General features: G+C 69.9%; 12 protein-coding genes. All 12 read left to right on the top strand.

The genetic code is table 11. The features are described 5' to 3' along the window. Positions 1-289 precede the first annotated feature (289 nt). The 12 genes from AC06FA_RS13025 to AC06FA_RS12970 all read left to right on the top strand — a co-directional run bounded on the left by AC06FA_RS13025 (position 290) and on the right by AC06FA_RS12970 (position 18,490). Positions 290-7,780 carry an ESPR-type extended signal peptide-containing protein gene (locus tag AC06FA_RS13025; RefSeq protein ID WP_478068673.1) on the top strand — a complete coding sequence of 2,497 codons (7,491 nt, stop codon included), beginning with the start codon at positions 290-292 and terminating at the stop codon, positions 7,778-7,780. Positions 7,781-7,966: 186 nt separating this feature from the next. Continuing rightward, complete coding sequence (locus AC06FA_RS13020; RefSeq protein WP_478068723.1) at positions 7,967-9,829, top strand: S8 family peptidase; 1,863 nt, start codon at positions 7,967-7,969, stop codon at positions 9,827-9,829. Between the two features lie 150 nt (positions 9,830-9,979). Continuing rightward, on the top strand, positions 9,980-11,701 hold the full coding sequence (gene gspE, locus AC06FA_RS13015) for a type II secretion system ATPase GspE (protein WP_478068672.1): 1,722 nt from the start codon (positions 9,980-9,982) through the stop codon (positions 11,699-11,701). A 24-nt stretch (positions 11,702-11,725) separates the two neighbouring features. Further along, entirely contained in the window at positions 11,726-12,946 is a 1,221-nt protein-coding gene (gene xpsF / locus AC06FA_RS13010; RefSeq protein ID WP_478068671.1) for a type II secretion system protein XpsF, read from the top strand. Positions 12,947-12,995: 49 nt separating this feature from the next. Then, the gene (gene gspG, locus AC06FA_RS13005; protein WP_312709934.1) at positions 12,996-13,439 is read left to right on the top strand and encodes a type II secretion system major pseudopilin GspG; all 444 of its coding nucleotides are present in this window, start codon (positions 12,996-12,998) and stop codon (positions 13,437-13,439) included. 6 nt (positions 13,440-13,445) lie between these two features. After that, positions 13,446-13,940: a type II secretion system protein XpsH gene (gene xpsH / locus AC06FA_RS13000; protein ID WP_478068670.1), complete on the top strand. Its 495-nt coding sequence runs from the start codon at positions 13,446-13,448 to the stop codon at positions 13,938-13,940. Further along, complete coding sequence (xpsI, locus tag AC06FA_RS12995; protein ID WP_478068669.1) at positions 13,937-14,356, top strand: type II secretion system protein XpsI; 420 nt, start codon at positions 13,937-13,939, stop codon at positions 14,354-14,356. The genes xpsH and xpsI overlap by 4 nt, the downstream gene beginning before the upstream one ends. Beyond that, positions 14,353-14,988 (top strand): type II secretion system protein J, encoded by a 636-nt coding sequence (locus AC06FA_RS12990; protein ID WP_478068668.1) that lies wholly within the window; start codon positions 14,353-14,355, stop codon positions 14,986-14,988. Before xpsI ends, AC06FA_RS12990 begins: the two co-directional genes overlap by 4 nt. Then, positions 14,985-15,848, top strand: coding sequence for a type II secretion system minor pseudopilin (locus AC06FA_RS12985; RefSeq protein WP_478068667.1), 864 nt, complete (start codon positions 14,985-14,987; stop codon positions 15,846-15,848). The genes AC06FA_RS12990 and AC06FA_RS12985 overlap by 4 nt, the downstream gene beginning before the upstream one ends. Further along, complete coding sequence (locus AC06FA_RS12980; protein WP_478068666.1) at positions 15,845-17,005, top strand: PilN domain-containing protein; 1,161 nt, start codon at positions 15,845-15,847, stop codon at positions 17,003-17,005. The genes AC06FA_RS12985 and AC06FA_RS12980 overlap by 4 nt, the downstream gene beginning before the upstream one ends. Beyond that, complete coding sequence (gene gspM, locus AC06FA_RS12975; RefSeq protein WP_478068722.1) at positions 16,986-17,699, top strand: type II secretion system protein GspM; 714 nt, start codon at positions 16,986-16,988, stop codon at positions 17,697-17,699. Before AC06FA_RS12980 ends, gspM begins: the two co-directional genes overlap by 20 nt. Further along, positions 17,696-18,490, top strand: coding sequence for a hypothetical protein (locus AC06FA_RS12970; protein ID WP_478068665.1), 795 nt, complete (start codon positions 17,696-17,698; stop codon positions 18,488-18,490). Before gspM ends, AC06FA_RS12970 begins: the two co-directional genes overlap by 4 nt. Positions 18,491-18,494 lie beyond the last annotated feature (4 nt).

The raw sequence follows: 18,494 nt of genomic DNA, 5'->3' as shown, positions 1-18,494 counted from the left end.
GAAATAACGGCATAACCGCATGAAACGGTGAACTGGTTCACGACAGTAGGTTTTGTTCCGTCAAACTCTTGACGGAAGATAATCTTCACGTTAACACTGCCAGTCCGTTTTGAATTCATTCATTTCGTAGTAACGCATTGCGCAAAGGAAGGCGCTTTCGCCTCTCTGCGCGTTCTGCGCGAACACCGCCGTAAATCACGCGAATAGACGCCCCCAGGGGACGTTGGGCCGGATGGCCCAGCGATGGCGTTGCTTTGCCTAAAAACCAGTCCACTCAGGAGCCGTATCGATGAATCGGATTTATCGCAAGGTCTGGAACAAAGCATTGGGTCAGTTGGTCGTTGCCTCGGAACTGGCAACCTCGGACCAGGCCGGATCGGTTGTCGACAAGCGGCAGAAGCACGGCGGCAGCGCGCCGACGGTGCTTGCCGCCGGCCTGCTGATGGCACTGGGCTGGACAAGCCTGGCGCAGGCACAGTCGGTGGAAGTGGGCGGCAACGCCAACTGCGTGACCCTCAGCAGCAGCGTGATCGATCAGTGCGTGGTCGATGGCAGCGCCAACGCCAGCGGCCGCAACGCGGTTGCCGTCGGCACCGGCAGCACCGCCAGCGCGGCCAACAGCGTGGCGCTCGGCGCCGGCTCGACCGCCAACCGCGCCAACACGGTATCGGTGGGTGCAAGTGGCAACGAACGACAGATCACCAACGTCGCGGCGGGTACGGCCGCCACCGACGCGGTGAACCGCGCGCAGCTCGATGCCCAGGCGCAGGCACAGGCGCAGGCTACCCAGGCCGCGCTGGCCGCCGCCGCCGCCGAAGGCAGCCGTTACTTCAAGGCCGATGGCGCTGGCGACGACAGCGATGCGGCCACGATCGATGGCGAAGGCGCATTGGCCGCCGGCGCCGATGCCACGGCCGTCGGCGATGACACCACCGCGCTGGGCAGCGGCGCGCAGGCCAGCGCCGACAGCGCGACGGCGGTCGGCGCGCAGGCGCAGGCCAGCGGCAGCGGCAGCACCAGCGTCGGTGCCGGCAGCGTCGCCAGCGGCACCGCATCGGCCAGCTTCGGCGTTGGCGCCGAAGCCACAGGTGGTTACAGCACCGCGCTGGGCGGCCTGTCCAACGCCTCGGCGTTCAATGCCACCGCGGTCGGCAATGCCGCCAATGCCACCGGCTCCAGCAGCGTGGCGGTGGGCGGTGATGCGCAGGCCAGCGGCGCCAACAGCACCGCCACCGGCCAGGCCAGCATTGCCAGCGGCACCAACAGCGTGGCCGTGGGTGGCGCCCTGTTCGGCCTGCTGGCCACCGAAGCATCGGGTGATTACTCCACCGCTGTCGGCGGCGGCGCATGGGCGCCGGGCACCAACAGCACCGCGCTGGGCAATGCCGCCGAATCGCAGGGCGCCAACAGCGTGGCCCTGGGTGCCGACTCCATTGCCGACCGTGACAACACGGTGTCGGTGGGCGGCGCCGGCAACACCCGCCAGATCACCAACGTGGCCGCCGGTACGGAAGGCACCGACGCGGTGAACAAGGACCAGCTGGACGCAGTGGCCGCCGCGGCCGAAGCCACCAGCAAGTACTTCCAGGCCAGCGGCAGCGAAGACAGCGACGCCGGCGCACTGGCCGAGGGCGACAGCGCACTGGCCGCCGGTGAAGCGGCCAACGCCATCGGCGATGGCACCACCGCACTGGGCGGCGGCGCACTGGCCATTGCCGCCAACGCCACGGCCGTGGGCTACAACAGCTCGGCTACCGGCGAGAACGCCGCAGCGGTAGGCAGTAACGCGCAGGCCAGCGGCAGCGACAGCGCCGCACTGGGCAGCGGGGCGGTGGCCAGCGAAGTGAGCACCACTGCGACCGGTACCGGCGCGCAGGCCACGGGCGTGTACAGCACCGCCAACGGCGCCGAAGCCATCGCCAGTGGCGCGCAGTCGCTGGCCAGCGGCTTCCGTTCCTCGGCCTCGGCCGATGGCACCACCGCAGTGGGCGGCTACAGCGAAGCCAGCGGTCGCCTCGGTTCGGCGCTGGGTTACGGCACCCTGGCCAGTGGCGCCAACAGCACCGCCGCCGGCGTGTTCGCCACCGCCACCGGCGCCGGTTCGGTCGCCGTGGGTGAGGCCAGCGAAGCCACCGGCGATGAGAGCGTGGCCATCGGCGGCAGCACCTACTTCGGTCTGATTCCGGCGCGCGCCAGCGGCTACGGTGCGGCGGCCTACGGTGCCGGCGCCTGGGCCACCGAAGACTACGCGACGGCCATCGGCTGGAACGCCTGGGCCGACGGTGCGCAATCGACCGCGCTCGGCGCCAGCGCCACCGCCAACGGCAGCAACAGTGTGGCCATCGGCGCCGCCTCGCAGGCTGACCGTGACAACACGGTGGCGGTCGGTGCGGACGGCAATGAACGCCAGATCACCCATGTGGCCGACGGTACCGAAGCCACCGATGCGGTGAACAAGGGCCAGCTGGATGCAGTGGCCAGCGTGGCCGAAAACACCAGCACCTACTTCAAGGCCACCGGCAGCGATGACAGCAGTGCCGGTGCGTTCGCCGATGGCAGCAATGCCACCGCCGCCGGTGAGGCCGCCAATGCCCTGGGCAATGGCACCACCGCACTCGGCAGCGGCGCCACCGCGGTCAACAGCAACGCCACCGCCGTGGGCTTCAACGCACTGGCCAGCGGCCAGAACAGCGCCGCCTTCGGCAACAACGCGCAGGCCGTCGGCCCGGGCAGCGTGGCCGTCGGTGGTGCCGCCGTGGATGAGCAGGGCAACCCGCTGATCACCAACGGTGGCGTGCCGGTCGATACCGGTGCCACCAGCGCGGGCGTGGGCGGCACGGCGGTCGGCGCCAGCGCCGAAGCCGGTGGCTTCGCCTCCAGCGCCTACGGCGTGGGCGCGTATGCCGGCGGTGCGCAGTCGGCTGCCTTCGGTGCGGTGTCCAATGCCATTGGCGACTACTCCACTGCACTGGGTACCAGCAGCGTGGCCACCGGCACCAGCAGCGTGGCCATTGGTGGCCCGGCCGATCTGATTCCGGGGCTGGGCTTCTTCGTGCAGACCCAGGCCAGCGGTGAAGCCGCCACGGCGGTCGGCGCCGGTGCGATCGCCAGCGGCGATTACGCCACCGCCAATGGCACGCTCACCGAAGCGTCGGGTGCCGAAGCCACGGCCGTAGGCTACTTCGCCTATGCACCGGGCGAGCAGTCCAGTGCACTGGGTGCACAGACCTGGGCCAGCGGCGCACAGAGCACCGCGGTCGGCTTCTACGCCACCGCGCGTGGCGCCAACAGCGTGGCGCTGGGTGCGAACTCCGAGGCTGTGCGTGACAACAGCGTCGCCGTAGGCAGCAGTGGCAACGAACGGCAGATCACCAGCGTGGCCGCCGGTACCGAAGCCACCGATGCGGTGAACAAGGCGCAGCTCGATGCCGTGGCCGACACCGCTGACACCACCGCGCACTTCTTCCAGGCGCAGGCCGAAGAGGGCACCGACGCCGGTGCGTACGCCGAAGGTGCAGGCGCGGTCGCAGCCGGTTCGGCCAGCAATGCCATCGGTGCCGGTGCACTGGCGCAGGGTGCCGGCGCCGGTGCGCTGGGTGCTGATGCCGTGGCACTGGGCCGCAACACCTTCGCCGACGGCGAGGGTGCCGTCGCGGTGGGTGGCCTCGGCCAGGCCTATGACGAATACAACCAGCCGCTGTTGGACGACGAAGGCAACCCGGTGCAGGTGGGGACCACCGCATCGGCCGGTTCCACCGCCGTGGGCAATGCGGCGCAGGCCACCGGGGTCACCAGCAACGCCTTCGGCAGTGGTGCGCAGGCCACCGGTGACAACAGCTTCGCAGCGGGCAGCAAGTCGCGCGCCACTGGCAGCTATGCCGTCGCCATCGGTGACAGTGCCTTCGCCAAGGCTGACGACAGCACCGCGGTGGGTGGCTACAGCACTGCCAGCGAAGCCGGCGCCACCGCCTTCGGTTCCGGTGCCTGGGCAACCGGCAGCAATGCGTCGGCGTTCGGTCCGGCGGCGTGGGCCAGTGCCAACGGTGCCACCGCCATCGGCTACAACAGCTGGGCCAACGGCACCAGTTCCACCGCCGTCGGCCGTGGTGCCTTCAGCTACGGTGCCAACAGCGTGGCGTTGGGCTTCCAGGCGCTGGGCAACAGCATCAACAGCATCGCCATCGGCACCAACACGGTGGCCGGCGGTGAAAGCGCCATTGCACTCGGCGCGGGCAGCACCGCCAGCGGCAGCAATGCCGTCGCGCTGGGCGCAGGCTCGGTGGCCGACCGCGACCGCAGCGTGTCGGTGGGCAGTGCCGGTAACGAGCGCCAGGTGACCAACGTGGCCGCCGGTACCCAGGCCACCGATGCGGTGAACAAGTCGCAGCTTGATGCCGTGGCCGCCACCGCTGAAACCACCAGCAAGTACTTCCAGGCCAGCGGCAGCGACGACAGCGATGCCGGCGCCTATGTGGAAGGTGACAACGCGCTGGCGGCCGGTGAAGCGGCCAATGCTATCGGTGACGGTGCCACTGCACTGGGCGCGGGCGCCAATGCCATCGGCAGCAATGCGCAGGCCATTGGCCTCAACGCCCTGGCCACGGCCGCCAACGCCAGCGCGATCGGCGCCAACGCACAGGCCACCGGCGAGTACGCCACGGCCCACGGTGCCGAAAGCGAAGCCAGTGGTGAGCAGAGTGCGGCCTTCGGTGCGGCCAGCGTAGCCAGCGGCGCGGGCAGCACTGCCAGCGGCGTGCTGTCCGAAGCCAGTGGCGAGGAAGCCGTGGCGGTGGGTTACTTCAGCACCGCCAGCGGTGAAGCCTCCACCGCCGTGGGCAGCGAGAGCGTGGCCAGCGGCACCGCCTCGGCGGCCTTCGGCATCGGCGCCGAAGCCACCGGCGGTTACAGCACCGCCATCGGCGGCTATTCCAGCGCCTCGGCGTTCAATGCCACCGCGCTGGGCAACTTCGCCAACGCCTCCGGTTCCAACAGCGTCGCCCTGGGTGGCGATGCCGAGGCATCGGGCGCCTACAGCACCGCCACCGGCCAGGGCAGCCTGGCCACCGGCACCAATGCGGTGGCCGTGGGTGGTTCGCTGTTCGGCCTGCTGGCCACCGAAGCATCGGGTGACTACTCCACCGCTGTCGGCGGCGGCGCCTGGGCACCGGGCACCAACAGCACCGCGCTGGGCAATGCGGCCGAATCGCAGGGCGCCAACAGCGTGGCCCTGGGTGCCGACTCCATTGCCGACCGTGACAACACGGTATCGGTGGGTGGCGCCGGCAACACGCGTCAGATCACCAACGTGGCGGCCGGTACCGAGGGCACCGATGCGGTGAACAAGAACCAGCTGGACGCGGTTGCCGCCGCGGCCGAAGCCACCAGCAAGTACTTCCAGGCCAGCGGCAGCGACGACAGCGATGCCGGCGCCTACGTGGAAGGCGAGAACGCGCTGGCGGCGGGTGAAGCGGCCAATGCCATCGGCGATGGCAGCACCGCCCTGGGCAGTGGCGCCACCGCCATTGCGGCCAATGCCACCGCGGTCGGCTTCAACAGCCTGGCCACCGGCGGCAACGCAGCGGCCATCGGCAACAACGCGCAGGCCAGCGGCGAAGACAGTGCCGCGCTGGGCAGCGGTGCGGTCGCCAGTGCAGTGAGCAGCACCGCCATCGGTGCCGGCGCGCAGGCCACGGGCGTGTACAGCACCGCCAACGGCGCAGAAGCCATCGCCAGCGGCGCGCAATCGCTGTCCAGCGGCTTCCGCTCCTCGGCTTCGGCCGACGGCACCACCGCGGTGGGCGGCTATAGCGAAGCCAGCGGTCGCCTGGGTTCGGCACTGGGTTACGGCACCCTGGCCAGCGGTGCCAACAGCACCGCGGCCGGTGTGTTCGCCACCGCCAGCGGCGCCGGTTCGGTGGCCGTGGGTAATGCCAGCGAGGCCACCGGCGATGAAAGCGTGGCCATCGGTGGCAGCACCTACTTCGGCCTGATCCCGGCCCGTGCCAGTGGAACCGGCTCGGCCGCGTTCGGCGCCGGTGCCTGGGCCACCGACGACTACGCCACCGCCATCGGCTGGAACGCCTGGGCCGATGCGGCCGACGCCACCGCACTGGGTGCCAACGCCAGCGCCAGCGCAGCCAACAGCGTGGCGCTGGGCAGCGGTTCGCAGGCCACCCGTGCCAACACGGTGTCGGTCGGCACGGCCACCGCGCAGCGGCAGATCACCAACGTGGCTGCCGGTACCGAGACCACCGATGCGGTGAACAAGGGCCAGCTGGATGCCGTCGCCGCCACCGCCGATGCGGTGGGCCAGCGCTTCCAGGCCAGCGGCACCGGCACCGCCAGCGCCACCGGCACCGACGCGGTAGCGGTGGGCGCCAACGCCACCGCCAGCGGCAGCCGCAGCAATGCGGTCGGCAGCGGCGCCACGGCCATTGGCAACGCGGCACTGGCACTGGGTGCCAACAGTGGCGTCACCGGCAACAACTCGGTGGCCCTGGGTGCCGGTTCGCGCGCCGTCGAAGCCAACGTGGTCTCGGTCGGCGGCGGCAACGGCACCGCCGGTCCGGCCACCCGCCGCATCGTCAACGTGGCCGACGGCCGCATCGCCGCCGGCAGCACCGATGCCGTCACCGGTTCGCAGTTGAACGTCACCAACCAGCGCGTGGGTGCCGTGGAAACCCGCGTGGGTGATTTCGATTCGCGCATCGCCACGGTGGAAACCAGCAGCGCCAATGCCGTGGGCTACGACGATGCCAGCCGTGATCGCCTGACCCTGTCCGGCATGGACGGCACCACGATCGACAACGTGGGGGCCGGCAGCATCGCCGCCGGCAGCCGCCAGGCGGTCACCGGTGGCCAGCTGTTCCAGTCGCTCAGCGATGCCGCCAGCTTCCTCGGCGGTGGTGCCAGCGTTGGCCTGCAGGGCGTGTTCGTGGCACCGAACTACGTGATCCAGGGCAGCACCTACAGCAATGTGGGCGACGCACTGGGCGCGCTGGATCGCAAGGTGACCGAACTGGACCAGCGCACCGCCGGTGGCTCCAGCCGCGCCAGCACCGCCACGGCCAGCCTGCGTAGCGCCAGCAGCACCGCGCAGGCGTCGGTGGCGGAACTGTCCACGGCCGCCGAGCCGGACCCGGTGGCAACGCGCAGCGACATCCCGGCCAAGCCCAGCGTGGGCGGCGCCAGCGCGGCACAGCCGGCCGCCATCGGCGCGGTCAGCGTCGGCGAAGGTGCCGTGGCCAGCGCGGCCTCGTCCACCGCCATCGGCCAGGGTGCCAGTGCCACCGCCGCCAACGCGGTGGCGCTGGGCCAGGGCTCGATTGCCGATCGGGCCAACACGGTCTCGGTGGGCAGCGAGGGCAGCGAACGCCAGGTCACCAACGTCGCCGCCGGTACCGCGGCCACCGATGCGGTGAACAAGAGCCAGCTGGACCGCGGCATCACCACCGCCAACAGCTACACCGACAGCCGCGTGCAGGCCGTTGCCGACAGCTTTGATGTGTTCAAGGGCGAAGTCGATGGACGCCTGCGCCACATGGATCGCCGCATCGACCGCCAGGGCGCGATGAGTGCCGCCATGCTGAACATGGCCACCAGTGCCGCCGGTATCCGCACCCAGAACCGGGTCGGCGTCGGCATCGGCTTCCAGGGCGGCGAATCGGCCATGTCGCTGGGGTACCAGCGTGCGATCAGTGATCGCGCCACGGTCACCCTGGGCGGTGCGTTCAGCAGCGATGACGCCTCGGTCGGCGTCGGCGCCGGTTTCGGCTGGTAAGTGCAAAGCGCGTGCCGGTGGCCTGCGCCACCGGCATGCCATGCAGTACAGGCCCGAGGGGGCGAGGCACGGCAATCCTGGTGGGCCAGCCAGGGCGGTCGCAGGGAAGGATGGCCGTAGTGCGCTCCGCCGGCTCAATCGGCGGAGAAGGAAAGCTCAACCATGACCTTGAAGAGGATTTCGAACGTGACCAAGAAGCAGAACCTTCGCATCAACGTACTGGCTGCCGCCGTGCTGTCGCTGACGGTCGGCGTCGGTGCCGCCCATGCGATCAATCCGGGCACGCCGAGCGCACCGGCCCGTGTGGCCAGCGCCGACCAGCAGGCGGTGGATGGCATCATCGTCAAGTACCGCACCGGTACCGCGGCCGCCAGTGACCGTTCGAGCAAGCTCACCGTGGTGCAGTCGGCACTGTCGCGCGCCATCGTCAGCAGCGGCACCACCAGCCGCGCACTCTCGCTGTCGCCGCAGGTCGAGCGCAAGCTGGGCACCGGCGGTGACCTGATCCGCCTGAAGTCGCGCCTGGCCGGCGCGGAAATGAAGAAGGTGCTGGCCGAACTGAACGCCGACCCGTCGGTGCAGTACGCCGTGGCCAACGTGCGCCTGCAGCGCTCGGACCTGCGCGCCAGCAACGCGCAGCCGGCGCTGGTGCCGAACGATCCCAACTACACCCAGTACCAGTGGAACTTCTACAACGCCACCAGCGGCGTGAACGCGCCGGCGGCGTGGGATGTCTCGCAGGGCGAGGGCGTGGTGGTGGCCGTGCTCGATACCGGCATCCTGCCGGGCGTGCCTGACTTCGGCGACAACCTGCTGCCGGGCTACGACTTCATCAGCGACAAGGAATCCTCGCGCCGTCCGACCGATGGCCGCGCCCCGGGTGCCACCGACTACGGTGACTGGGTGGAAACGGCCAACGAGTGCTACAACGGCTCGCAGCCGGAAGGCAGCTCCTGGCACGGCACCCACGTGGCCGGCACCATCGCCGAAGTGACCAACAACGGCAGCGCGCTGGCCGGTCTGGCCTACAAGGCCAAGGTGCTGCCGGTGCGCGTGCTCGGCAAGTGCGGCGGCACCCTGGCTGACATCAGCGATGCCATCACCTGGGCGTCCGGTGGCACCGTGGCCGGCATTCCGGCCAACACCACCCCGGCCGAAATCATCAACATGAGCCTGGGCGGCGGCGGCGCGTGCGACGCGGCCTACCAGGATGCGATCAACGGCGCCGTCTCGCGCGGCACCCTGGTGGTAGTGGCAGCCGGCAATGACACCGACAACGCTGCCAACTACCGTCCGTCCAGCTGCGCCAACGTGGTCTCGGTCGGCGCCACCCGCGTCACCGGTGGCATCACCTACTACTCCAACTACGGTGCCGTGGTCGATCTGGCCGCACCGGGTGGTGGTGGCAGCGTGGACGGCAACCCGAACGGCTACATCTGGCAGGTCGGCTCCAGCTCCGACACCACCCCGGACGCCGGTGAGTGGGTGCTGATGGGCAAGGGCGGCACCTCGATGTCGTCGCCGCACGTGGCTGCGGTGGCCGCACTGGTGCAGAGCGCACTGGCCGCCAACGGCAAGGATCCGCTCAGCCCCGCCGCGCTGGAAACGCTGCTGAAGCAGTCCGCGCGTCGCTTCCCGGTCACCATTCCGGCCGCCACCCCGATCGGCACCGGCATCGTCGATGCCAAGGCCGCGCTGGATGCCGCGCTGAAGGAACCGTGCACCGAGAACTGCGAGCCGGAAGGCATTCCGCTGACCAACAAGGTGGCCATCAGTGGCGTGGCTGGCGCTGCCGGCAGCGAAACCGTCTACACCTTCCAGGCTGAAGCGGGCAAGCAGCTGAGCGTGCTGACCTACGGCGGCACCGGCAATGTGTCGGTGTACCTGGCGCAGGGCCGCGTGCCGACCGCAACCGACAACGATGCCAAGTCGTCCCGCCCGGGCAACACCGAAACCGTGCGCGTAGCCAAGCCGGTTGCCGGCACCTACTACGTGAAGGTGGTGGGTGAGGCCGCATTCGGTGGCGTGACCATCCTGGCCACCCAGTAACGGCCCAGCGGTTGTCGATGACGTCGTAAGTGAATTGGCGGCGCCCGTTACCGGAAGGTGACGGGCGTCGTCTTTTGTTGTCCTGCGCGCGCAGGACGGCGGAAACCCCGGCCAAACTGCTAAAGTCAGGGCGATCGACAGGAGAGTCATGTGAACGCGCTCGCTGCTACCGCCCACGACGACGCCGAAGGCCGCATCCTCGATGCCCTGCTGTCGCGTGGCCGGTTGAAGGACGCTGACCTGGCGCGCGCGCGGCCGCTGCATGCCGAAGCCGGCGGCAGCCTGCTGGGGCTGCTGGTGCGGTTGGGCCTGGTGTCGGAACGTGACCAGGCGCAGGCCAGTGCCGACGTGCTGGGCCTGCCACTGCTGGAAGGCAGGCAGGTGCCCGAGGCACCGCCACAGTCGCTGGCCGAAGGCCTGCCGCTCTCGCAGCGTTTCCTCAAGCAGTTCCATGTCTGCCCGCTGGCGCTGGACGAACACGGCGTGCAGTTGTGGCTGGCCGATGCGCACGATCCTTATCCGCAGCAGGCGGTGCAGCTGGCCCTGGGCGTACCGGTCATTCCGGTGCTGGGCATGCGCGCGGAAATCGATGATCTGGTCGAACGCTGGTTCGGCCAGGGCCGCAGCGCCATGGGCGCCATCGTCGAGACCGCCGACGGCGAAGGTGGCGCGGTGGACGACATCGAACACCTGCGCGACCTCGCATCGGAAGCCCCGGTCATCCGCCTGGTCAACCTGGTCATCCAGCGTGCGGTGGAACTGCGCGCCTCGGACATCCACGTCGAGCCGTTCGAAAGCCGGTTGAAGGTGCGTTACCGCGTGGACGGCGTGCTGGTGGAAGGCGAAAGCCCACCGGCCAACCTGACCGCCGCGGTGATCAGCCGCATCAAGATCATGGCGCGGCTGAACATCGCCGAGCGCCGCCTGCCGCAGGACGGCCGCATCATGCTGCGCGTGCAGGGCAAGGAACTGGACCTGCGCGTCAGCACCGTGCCCACCGCGCACGGCGAAAGCGTGGTCATGCGTCTGCTTGATCGCGAAACCGTGGTGTTCGATTTCCATCGTCTCGGCTTTACCGATGCCTTCCTGCCGCAGTTCCGCAAGGTGCTGGAACAGCCGCATGGCATCCTGCTGGTCACCGGCCCCACCGGCTCGGGCAAGACCACCACGCTGTACACCGCGCTCAGCCAGCTCAACACCGCCGACGTCAAGATCATCACGGTCGAAGACCCGGTGGAATACCAGATCGAAGGCATCAACCAGATCCAGGCCAAGCCGCAGATAGGCCTGGATTTCGCCAATGCGCTGCGCAGCATCGTGCGCCAGGATCCGGACATCATCATGATCGGCGAAATGCGCGATCTGGAAACCGCGCGCATCGCGATCCAGTCGGCGCTGACCGGGCACCTGGTGTTGTCCACCCTGCATACCAACAACGCTGCCGGCGGCATCACCCGCCTGCTCGACATGGGCGTGGAGGATTACCTGCTGACGTCCACCATCAACGGCATCCTGGCCCAGCGCCTGGTGCGCCGCCTCGAGCCGACCCACGCCGAGCGCTACGAAGCCTCGCCGGAGGAAATCGAACGCTTCGAACTGCGCCGCCTGCAGCCGCTGGGCACCATCCATCTGTTCCGGCCGAAGCCCTCTGCGCTGGCACCGACCGGGTACCTGGGCCGCACCACCATCATGGAATTCCTGGTGATGAACGACGCGCTGCGCCGCGCGGTCATGCGCCGCGACGGCATGGGCGAGATCGAACGCATCGCGCGCGAGGCCGGCATGCGCACCATGTACGAGGATGGCATTGCCAAGGCACTGAGCGGGCAGACCACCATCGAAGAAGTGCTGCGCGTGACCGAGGAGGGTTGATGCGCGCTGGAGCCTGCTGCTGACATGCCGAACTACCGCTACAAGGCGCTGAACCCGCACGGCGAAGTCTTCGATGGCCAGATGGAAGCGGCCAGCGAAGCCGAGCTGATCGCGCGCCTGCAGGACCAGGGCCACCTGCCGATGGAAACACGGCTGGCCGATGGCGGCGCCGTGGGTGGCAGCAGCCTGCGCGGCCTGTTCCGGCCGCGGCCGCTGCAGGGCGCGGCCCTGCTGCAGTTCACCCAGCAGCTGGCCACGCTGCTGGCGGCCGGGCAGCCGTTGGATCGCGCGCTGTCGATCCTGCTGGGCCTGCCCGAAGACGAGCGCTCGCGCCGGGCGATCACCGACATCCGCGACGTGGTGCGCGGCGGTGCGCCGCTGTCCACCGCGCTGGAACGCCAGCACGGCCTGTTCTCGCGCCTGTACGTGAACATGGTGCGCGCCGGCGAAGCCGGTGGCAGCCTGCACGACACGCTGCAGCGCCTGGCCGACTACCTGGAACGCAGCCGCGCACTGCAGGGCAAGGTCATCAATGCACTGGTCTACCCGGCCATCCTGCTGCTGGTGGTTGGCGGTGCGCTGTTGTTCCTGCTGGGCTACGTGGTGCCGCAGTTCGCGCAGATGTACGAAAGCCTGGACGTGGCGTTGCCGTGGTTCACCAACATCGTGCTGCAGGTGGGCCTGTTCGTGCGCGACTGGTGGATCCTGCTGCTGGTGGTGCCGGCGGTGCTGGTGCTGCTGCTGGAACGCAGGCTGCGCCAGCCCGCGTCCCGCCTGGCGCTGGATGGCTGGCTGCTGCAGCGGCGCGGCATCGGGCGCCTGCTGGGTGAACTGGAAACCGCGCGCCTGGCCCGCACCTTGGGCACGTTGCTGCGCAACGGCGTGCCGCTGCTGGGCGCGCTGGGCATCGCCCGCAACGTGCTGGGCAACCGCGCGCTGGCCGCCGATGTGGACAGCGCGGCCGAAGAAGTGAAAAACGGTGCCGGTCTTTCGCTGGCGCTGTCGCGCGGCAAGCGCTTCCCGCGCCTGGCCCTGCAGATGATCCAGGTGGGCGAAGAATCCGGTGCGCTGGACACCATGCTGCTGAAGGCGGCCGACACCTTCGAACAGGACAGTGCCCGTCGCATCGATCGCCTGCTGGCGGCCATGGTGCCGGCCATCACCCTGGTGCTGGCCTCGGTGGTCGGCGCGGTGATCGTGGCCGTGCTGGTGCCGCTGTACGACCTGACCAACGCCATCGGTTGATGATGGCGCCTCCTACACTCCCGCTGTTCCGTACCTGAGAGGACCGACCATGATTGCTTCCCGTCGACCGATCCGCCTTTCCTTCACTGCCGCCCGCCACCAATCGGGCATGAGCCTGCTGGAAATCATCATCGTCATCGTGCTGATCGGCGCGGTGCTGACCCTGGTCGCCAGCCGCGTGCTGGGCGGCGCCGACCGCGGCAAGGCCAACATCGCCAAGGCGCAGGTGCAGACCGTGGCATCGAAGATCGACAACTACCAGCTCGATACCGGCAAGCTGCCGGGCACCCTGCAGGACCTGATCGAGGCCCCGGCCGCTACCGGCGGCTGGCTGGGCCCGTATGCCAAGGCGGCCGATCTGAACGATCCGTGGGGCCACGCGCTGGAATACCGCGCGCCGGGTGAGGGCCAGCCCTACGATCTGATCAGCCTGGGCAAGGATGGCAAGCAGGGTGGCAGCAGCGTCGATGCCGATATCCGCTACGAGCCGTAAGCCTGCATGACCCGTATCCTGCCGCGCCGGTTGCATCGCCCGCGCCTGCACGGCAGGCGCGCAGCGGGGCTGTCGCTGCTGGAAATGCTGCTGGTGATCGCGTTGATCGCGGCCATCGGCCTGATCACCGCGGCTGGTCTGTCGCGCGGCTTCGCCGGCATGCAGCTGCGCAGCGCCGGCAAGGACATTGCCAACCAGTTGCGCATGGTGCGCGCGCAGGCCATCGCCCGTGGCGAGCCGCAACGCTTCGTGATCGAACCGGCGCAGCACCGCTGGACCGGTGCCAACCAGCGCCAGGGCACCGTGCCGGAGGCGCTGCAGGTGCAGTTCGAGGGCGCCGCGCAGTTGTCCACCGGGCCAGGGCAGGGCGTGATCGAGTTCCATCCCGATGGCGGGGCCAGCGGGGGCCGCATCCGCCTGCAGCGCGACAGCGCCGAGTGGCGCATCGATGTCGGCTGGCTGACCGGCGAAGTACGTTCCGGCCCGTGGCAGGCGCCATGAAGCGGCGCGCGCGTGGCTTCACCCTGCTGGAAGTGATCGTCGCCTTCGCGCTGCTGGGCCTGGCGCTGACCTTGCTGCTGGGCAGTCTTTCGGGCGGCGCGCGGCAGGTGAAGGACGCCGAGCTGCGTACCCGCGCGGTGCTGCATGCGCAGTCGCTGCTGGCCGCCGCCGGGGTGGAGGAACCGCTGCAGGCCGGGCGTCAGCAGGGCGAATGGGAACAGGGCCGCTACCGCTGGGAACTGCAGGTGCAGCCGTACACGGAGCCGCGCGCGGGCAACGCGCCGGTGGCCGATTCGCCGGGCGCCCCGTGGCTGGCCGAACTGCAGTTGCAGGTGCGCTGGGGCGAGGGTGAGCGCGAGCAGCTGCGCTGGCGCAGCCTGCGTCTGTTGCCACCGGATCTGGAGCGTGCACGGTGAAACGGCAGGCACGTGGCTTCACCCTGGTGGAAGTGATGCTGGCCACCGTCCTGCTGGCCGGTGGCCTGGCGCTGGCGTTCGCCAGCGTGCGCTCGGCGATGGCGGTCAGCCAGCGCGGCGAGCAGATTGCCGCCGACAGCGAGCGCATGCGCGCGGTACAGGGGCTGCTGCGGCGGCAGCTGAGCGCCGCCATGCGTAGTCCGATCGAAGCGCCTGATCCGACCCGCGAGCCGGTGTTCTTCAGCGGCGACGAGCGCGGCCTGCAGTTCGTTGCCGATCTGCCCGGCTACCTGGGCCGTGGCGGTCCTTACCTGCACGCACTGCAGGTGGACGGTCAGGCTGGCGAGCGCCGCCTGCTGCTGGGCCTGGTGCTGCTGCAGGAGGGCGAACAACTGCCGGAAACACCGCCGCGTCCGCCGGAAGTGCTGGCCGAGCACCTGCGCGATGTGCAGCTGCGCTACCGCGGCGTGGATGCGACCAGCGGCCAGTTGACCGAGTGGTTGCCGCGCTGGGACGACACCCGTCGCCTGCCGCTGCTGGTGGAAGTGCAGGTGCGGCCTGCACGCGGGCCGGCCTGGCCGCCGCTGGTGGTCGCGCTGCGCGCTGGCGGTGCCGCGGGGGCTTCCCGATGAGGGCCATGCGTGGCGCCGCGCTGGTGCTGGTGCTGTGGCTGATCGCGCTGATGACCGCGCTGGTCGGCGCGTTCGCGCTCACCGCGCGGGTGGAGCACCTGCAGCAGCGTGTGCTGGATGACGATGGACGCGGCCAGGAACGCGCGCGTGCAGGGCTGGAGTATGCCCTGCTGCGCCTGCGTGCCGATCCGCAGCGTCCGGCCTGGCAGGCCGATGGCCGGACCTACCGCTGGCAGTTCGACGACGCCCGGGTGGATATCCGCGTGGTGGACGAGAACGGCAAGATCAACCTCAACCTGGCCGACGCCGCGCTGCTCACCGCCTTCCTGCAGGCGCTGGGTGAAAGCCCGGAGGATGCCGCGCGGCTGGCGGGGGCGATCATCGACTGGCGCGACGAAGACAGCCTGCAGCAGCCCGGCGGCGGCGCCGAGGCGCCCGATTATGCGGCGGCCGGCCTGCCGTATGGCCCCCGCAACAAGCGGTTCGAGACCCTGGGCGAGCTGCAGCGGGTGCTGGGCATGCGGGCGGCGCTGTACCAAGCCATGCTGCCGCACATCACGCTCTACAGCCGCCAGGCACGGCCCGATCCGCGCTTCGCCGCCGGCCCCGTGCTGCTGGCCCTGGGCCTGGATGCAGAACAGGTCCTGGCGCAACGCGCCCAGCAGGAGCGTGACGAAGATTCAGGTGCGGGCACGTCAACCCTTGCCAGCGGCAGCGGCACCTATAGTATCGAGTGCCGCGCCATCGACGGCAGTGGACGCCAGTCGGTATTGAAGGCGGTGGTACGCAACGGCTCGGGCGGTGTGCCCGGCCAGACCTACACAGTGCTTCGCTGGGAGCAGGGAATGGCAGCAAGATGACGGCATGGCAGGACAGCGTGCGGCAGGTGCAGGGCCGGATCGGCCCGGGCGTCGGCCATTTCCTGCGCTGGTGGCGGCAATCGTTGCTGGCCTGGGTGCCGGTGCGCTGGCAGTGGGCGCTGGGCTGGTCGCAGGCCCGCCTGCTGCTGCAGCGCGAAGGCCAGCACGTGCAGGTGTGGCGTGATGGCAGCGAGGGCCCCGAACGCGTGGTGCAGCTGCCGTGGCCGCTGGCCCCGGCCGATCTGGACCGTGTACTGGAACCGCGTCTGCGGCGCCTGCCGCGCTTCTGGCTGCTGCCGGTGGCCCAGGTGCTGCGCCGCCGCCTGCGCCTGCCGGGTGCGGCCGGTGACCGCCTGCGCGCGGTAGTGGGCTATGAGATTGACCGGCAGACGCCATTTGAAGCCAGCCAGGTCAGCTATGACGTGCGCAGCCTCGGCCCGGCCGAAGATGGCCTGCTGCAGGTGGAACTGGTCGCCTGGCCGCTGCGCCAGCTTGATGCGTGGCGCGGCCAGGCCGGTGACTGGGCCGACGCGCTGGCTGGCGTGGATGCGATCGACGAACACGGCCACACGCTGCAGGTGAACCTGCTGCCGCCGGCGCAGCGCCAGCGCCGCGTTGATCCCAGCCGGCGCTGGAACCTGGTGTTGGCGGCTGCGGCGCTGCTGATGCTGGTACTGGCCGCACTGCAGCTGCTGGACAACCGGCGCGACGCTGCCGACGCCCTGCGCGAACAGGTCGAACGCAGCGCCCGCAGTGCGCGCGGGGTGGCCAATGAACGCAGCCAGCTGCAGGCGCTGATCGACGGTGCCGCCTTCCTGGAAAAGCAGCGCAGCCAGCGTGCCACCACGGTGGAACTGTGGACCGAGCTGACCCGGCGCCTGCCCGATGGCACCTATCTGGAAAAACTGGCGATCGAGAACAACAGCCTGCAGTTGATCGGGCTCAGTGGGCAGGCTTCGCAACTGGTCGCGCTGCTGCAGGACGCGCCGCAGTGGCGCAAGGTGAACCTGACCGGCGTGCTGCAGGCCGACGGCGCCAGCAGCGGCCGCGACCGCTTCACCCTGACCGCCGAACTGCAGCCGTTGCCGGCCGCCGTCGTACCCGCCGCCCCTGCACGCAAGGAGGCGGCCGATGCCGATGCCCAACCCGCGCCGTGACCGCTGGCTGGCACTGGCCCTGCTGGTGGCCGTGCTGGGCCTGGCCTACCTGCTGCTGGTGCACCCCTGGTTCACCCAGCCGCTGCTGGCCATCAACGAAGACGTGGCCGCGCTGCGCGAGCGCCAGCAGCGCGTGCAGGCGCAGTTGCAGCAGCAGCCGCAGATCGAACAACGCTTGAAGGAAACCCGCCAGGTGCTGGAACAGCGCCCCGGCTTCCTGCGCGAAGCCACCGCCGAGGCGGCTGCCGCCGCGCTGGGCGCACGGCTGCAGGATGCGGTGGCCATGGCCAGCCCCGGCAACCGCAGCTGCACGATCAGCAACCGCACCCCGCTGACCGACAACCGTCGCGATGCCGAGTTCGTGCGCGTGGCCATGCAGGTGCGGCTGCGCTGTGGCGTGGCCGAACTGGCCACCGTGCTGCACAGCCTGGAAACCGGCAGTCCGCGCCTGTTCGTGGACAACCTGAACCTGATCGCGCAGCGCTTCCAGCAATCGGCCAATGAATCCGGCCTTGGGCTGGACGTGTCCTTCGAACTGGCCGGCTACCTGTTGCCCGGCGCGGCGGCCGATGGCGCTGCAGCGGGGGCACCCGGTACTGCGGTACCCCCGTCTGAAGCGGCTCCGGCCGCGCCGGCTGTCGATGCGGCGGCCGAGGCCGATGCGGATACCGATGCAGGGGAGGGCGCCGAATGAAGCTGGATGCGCTACCCCTGCGCACGGGGCTGTTGCTGGCCGTGGCCGGTTGGGCCGGAGCGCTGTGGCTGGCTACCGCGTTCGGTCTGGGCAGCCAGCTGCCGGCGGGCCCGGCCGATGGCGACCGTGTTGCGGCATTGCCTGGGTTGCCGCCGCTGGCGCCCGAACGCATGGGCGCGGCCGACAGCTACAGCGCCATCAGCGAACGCCCGCTGTTCGCCGAAGACCGGCGGCCGCGCCCGTATCTGCTGGGTGGCAGCGAACCGGCCGCCAGCGCGGCCCTACGCCTGACCGGCGTGCTGCTGACCGACAGTTTCAGCATGGCCACCTTCACCACCGAACAGAACCGCTCGCTGCGCCTGCGCCTGAACGGCGAGGCCGTGGACGGCTGGCAGCTGGTCGCGCTGGAACCGCGCCAGGCCACCGTGATCGGCCCGTCGGGCAACCAGGTGCTGGAACTGGCCACCTTCAACGGTCAGGGCGGCGAACCGCCGACCGTGCTGCGTGGGGCCAATGGCGCGGTGCCGCCGGCAGGCGTGGTGGTGCCGCCTCCGCCACCGAGCCCGGCCAGCAGCAACAGCAGCCCCCAGCGCCCGGTCGATCTGGGCGCCTCCGCGGCTGCCGGTCCGGCGGCGCAGAACACGCCGGCCGCCAACACCAATGCCAACGGTCCCAGTGAAGCGCAGATGCAGGCCATCCGCGAACGCATCCAGGCCCGTCGCCGTCAGCTGCAGCAGCAACAACAGCAGCAACAATCGTCGCCGCCCACGGGCGATGGCACCAACCGATAGAGTG

This window comes from Stenotrophomonas sp. Steno-C17 (genome assembly GCF_056393165.1).
The sequence above is the reverse complement of the archived record's forward strand: the minus strand, read 5'-3'. Positions and strand labels throughout refer to the sequence as shown.

What these genes read in the sequence shown, in the direction of transcription:
- AC06FA_RS13025 (WP_478068673.1), top strand. Translation starts at nt 290, where the DNA reads ATGAATCGGATTTATCGCAAGGTCTGGAACAAAGCATTGGGTCAGTTG.
- xpsF (WP_478068671.1), top strand. Translation starts at nt 11,726, where the DNA reads ATGCCGAACTACCGCTACAAGGCGCTGAACCCGCACGGCGAAGTCTTC.
- gspG (WP_312709934.1), top strand. Translation starts at nt 12,996, where the DNA reads ATGATTGCTTCCCGTCGACCGATCCGCCTTTCCTTCACTGCCGCCCGC.
- xpsH (WP_478068670.1), top strand. Translation starts at nt 13,446, where the DNA reads ATGACCCGTATCCTGCCGCGCCGGTTGCATCGCCCGCGCCTGCACGGC.
- xpsI (WP_478068669.1), top strand. Translation starts at nt 13,937, where the DNA reads ATGAAGCGGCGCGCGCGTGGCTTCACCCTGCTGGAAGTGATCGTCGCC.
- AC06FA_RS12985 (WP_478068667.1), top strand. Translation starts at nt 14,985, where the DNA reads ATGAGGGCCATGCGTGGCGCCGCGCTGGTGCTGGTGCTGTGGCTGATC.
- AC06FA_RS12980 (WP_478068666.1), top strand. Translation starts at nt 15,845, where the DNA reads ATGACGGCATGGCAGGACAGCGTGCGGCAGGTGCAGGGCCGGATCGGC.
- gspM (WP_478068722.1), top strand. Translation starts at nt 16,986, where the DNA reads ATGCCCAACCCGCGCCGTGACCGCTGGCTGGCACTGGCCCTGCTGGTG.
- AC06FA_RS12970 (WP_478068665.1), top strand. Translation starts at nt 17,696, where the DNA reads ATGAAGCTGGATGCGCTACCCCTGCGCACGGGGCTGTTGCTGGCCGTG.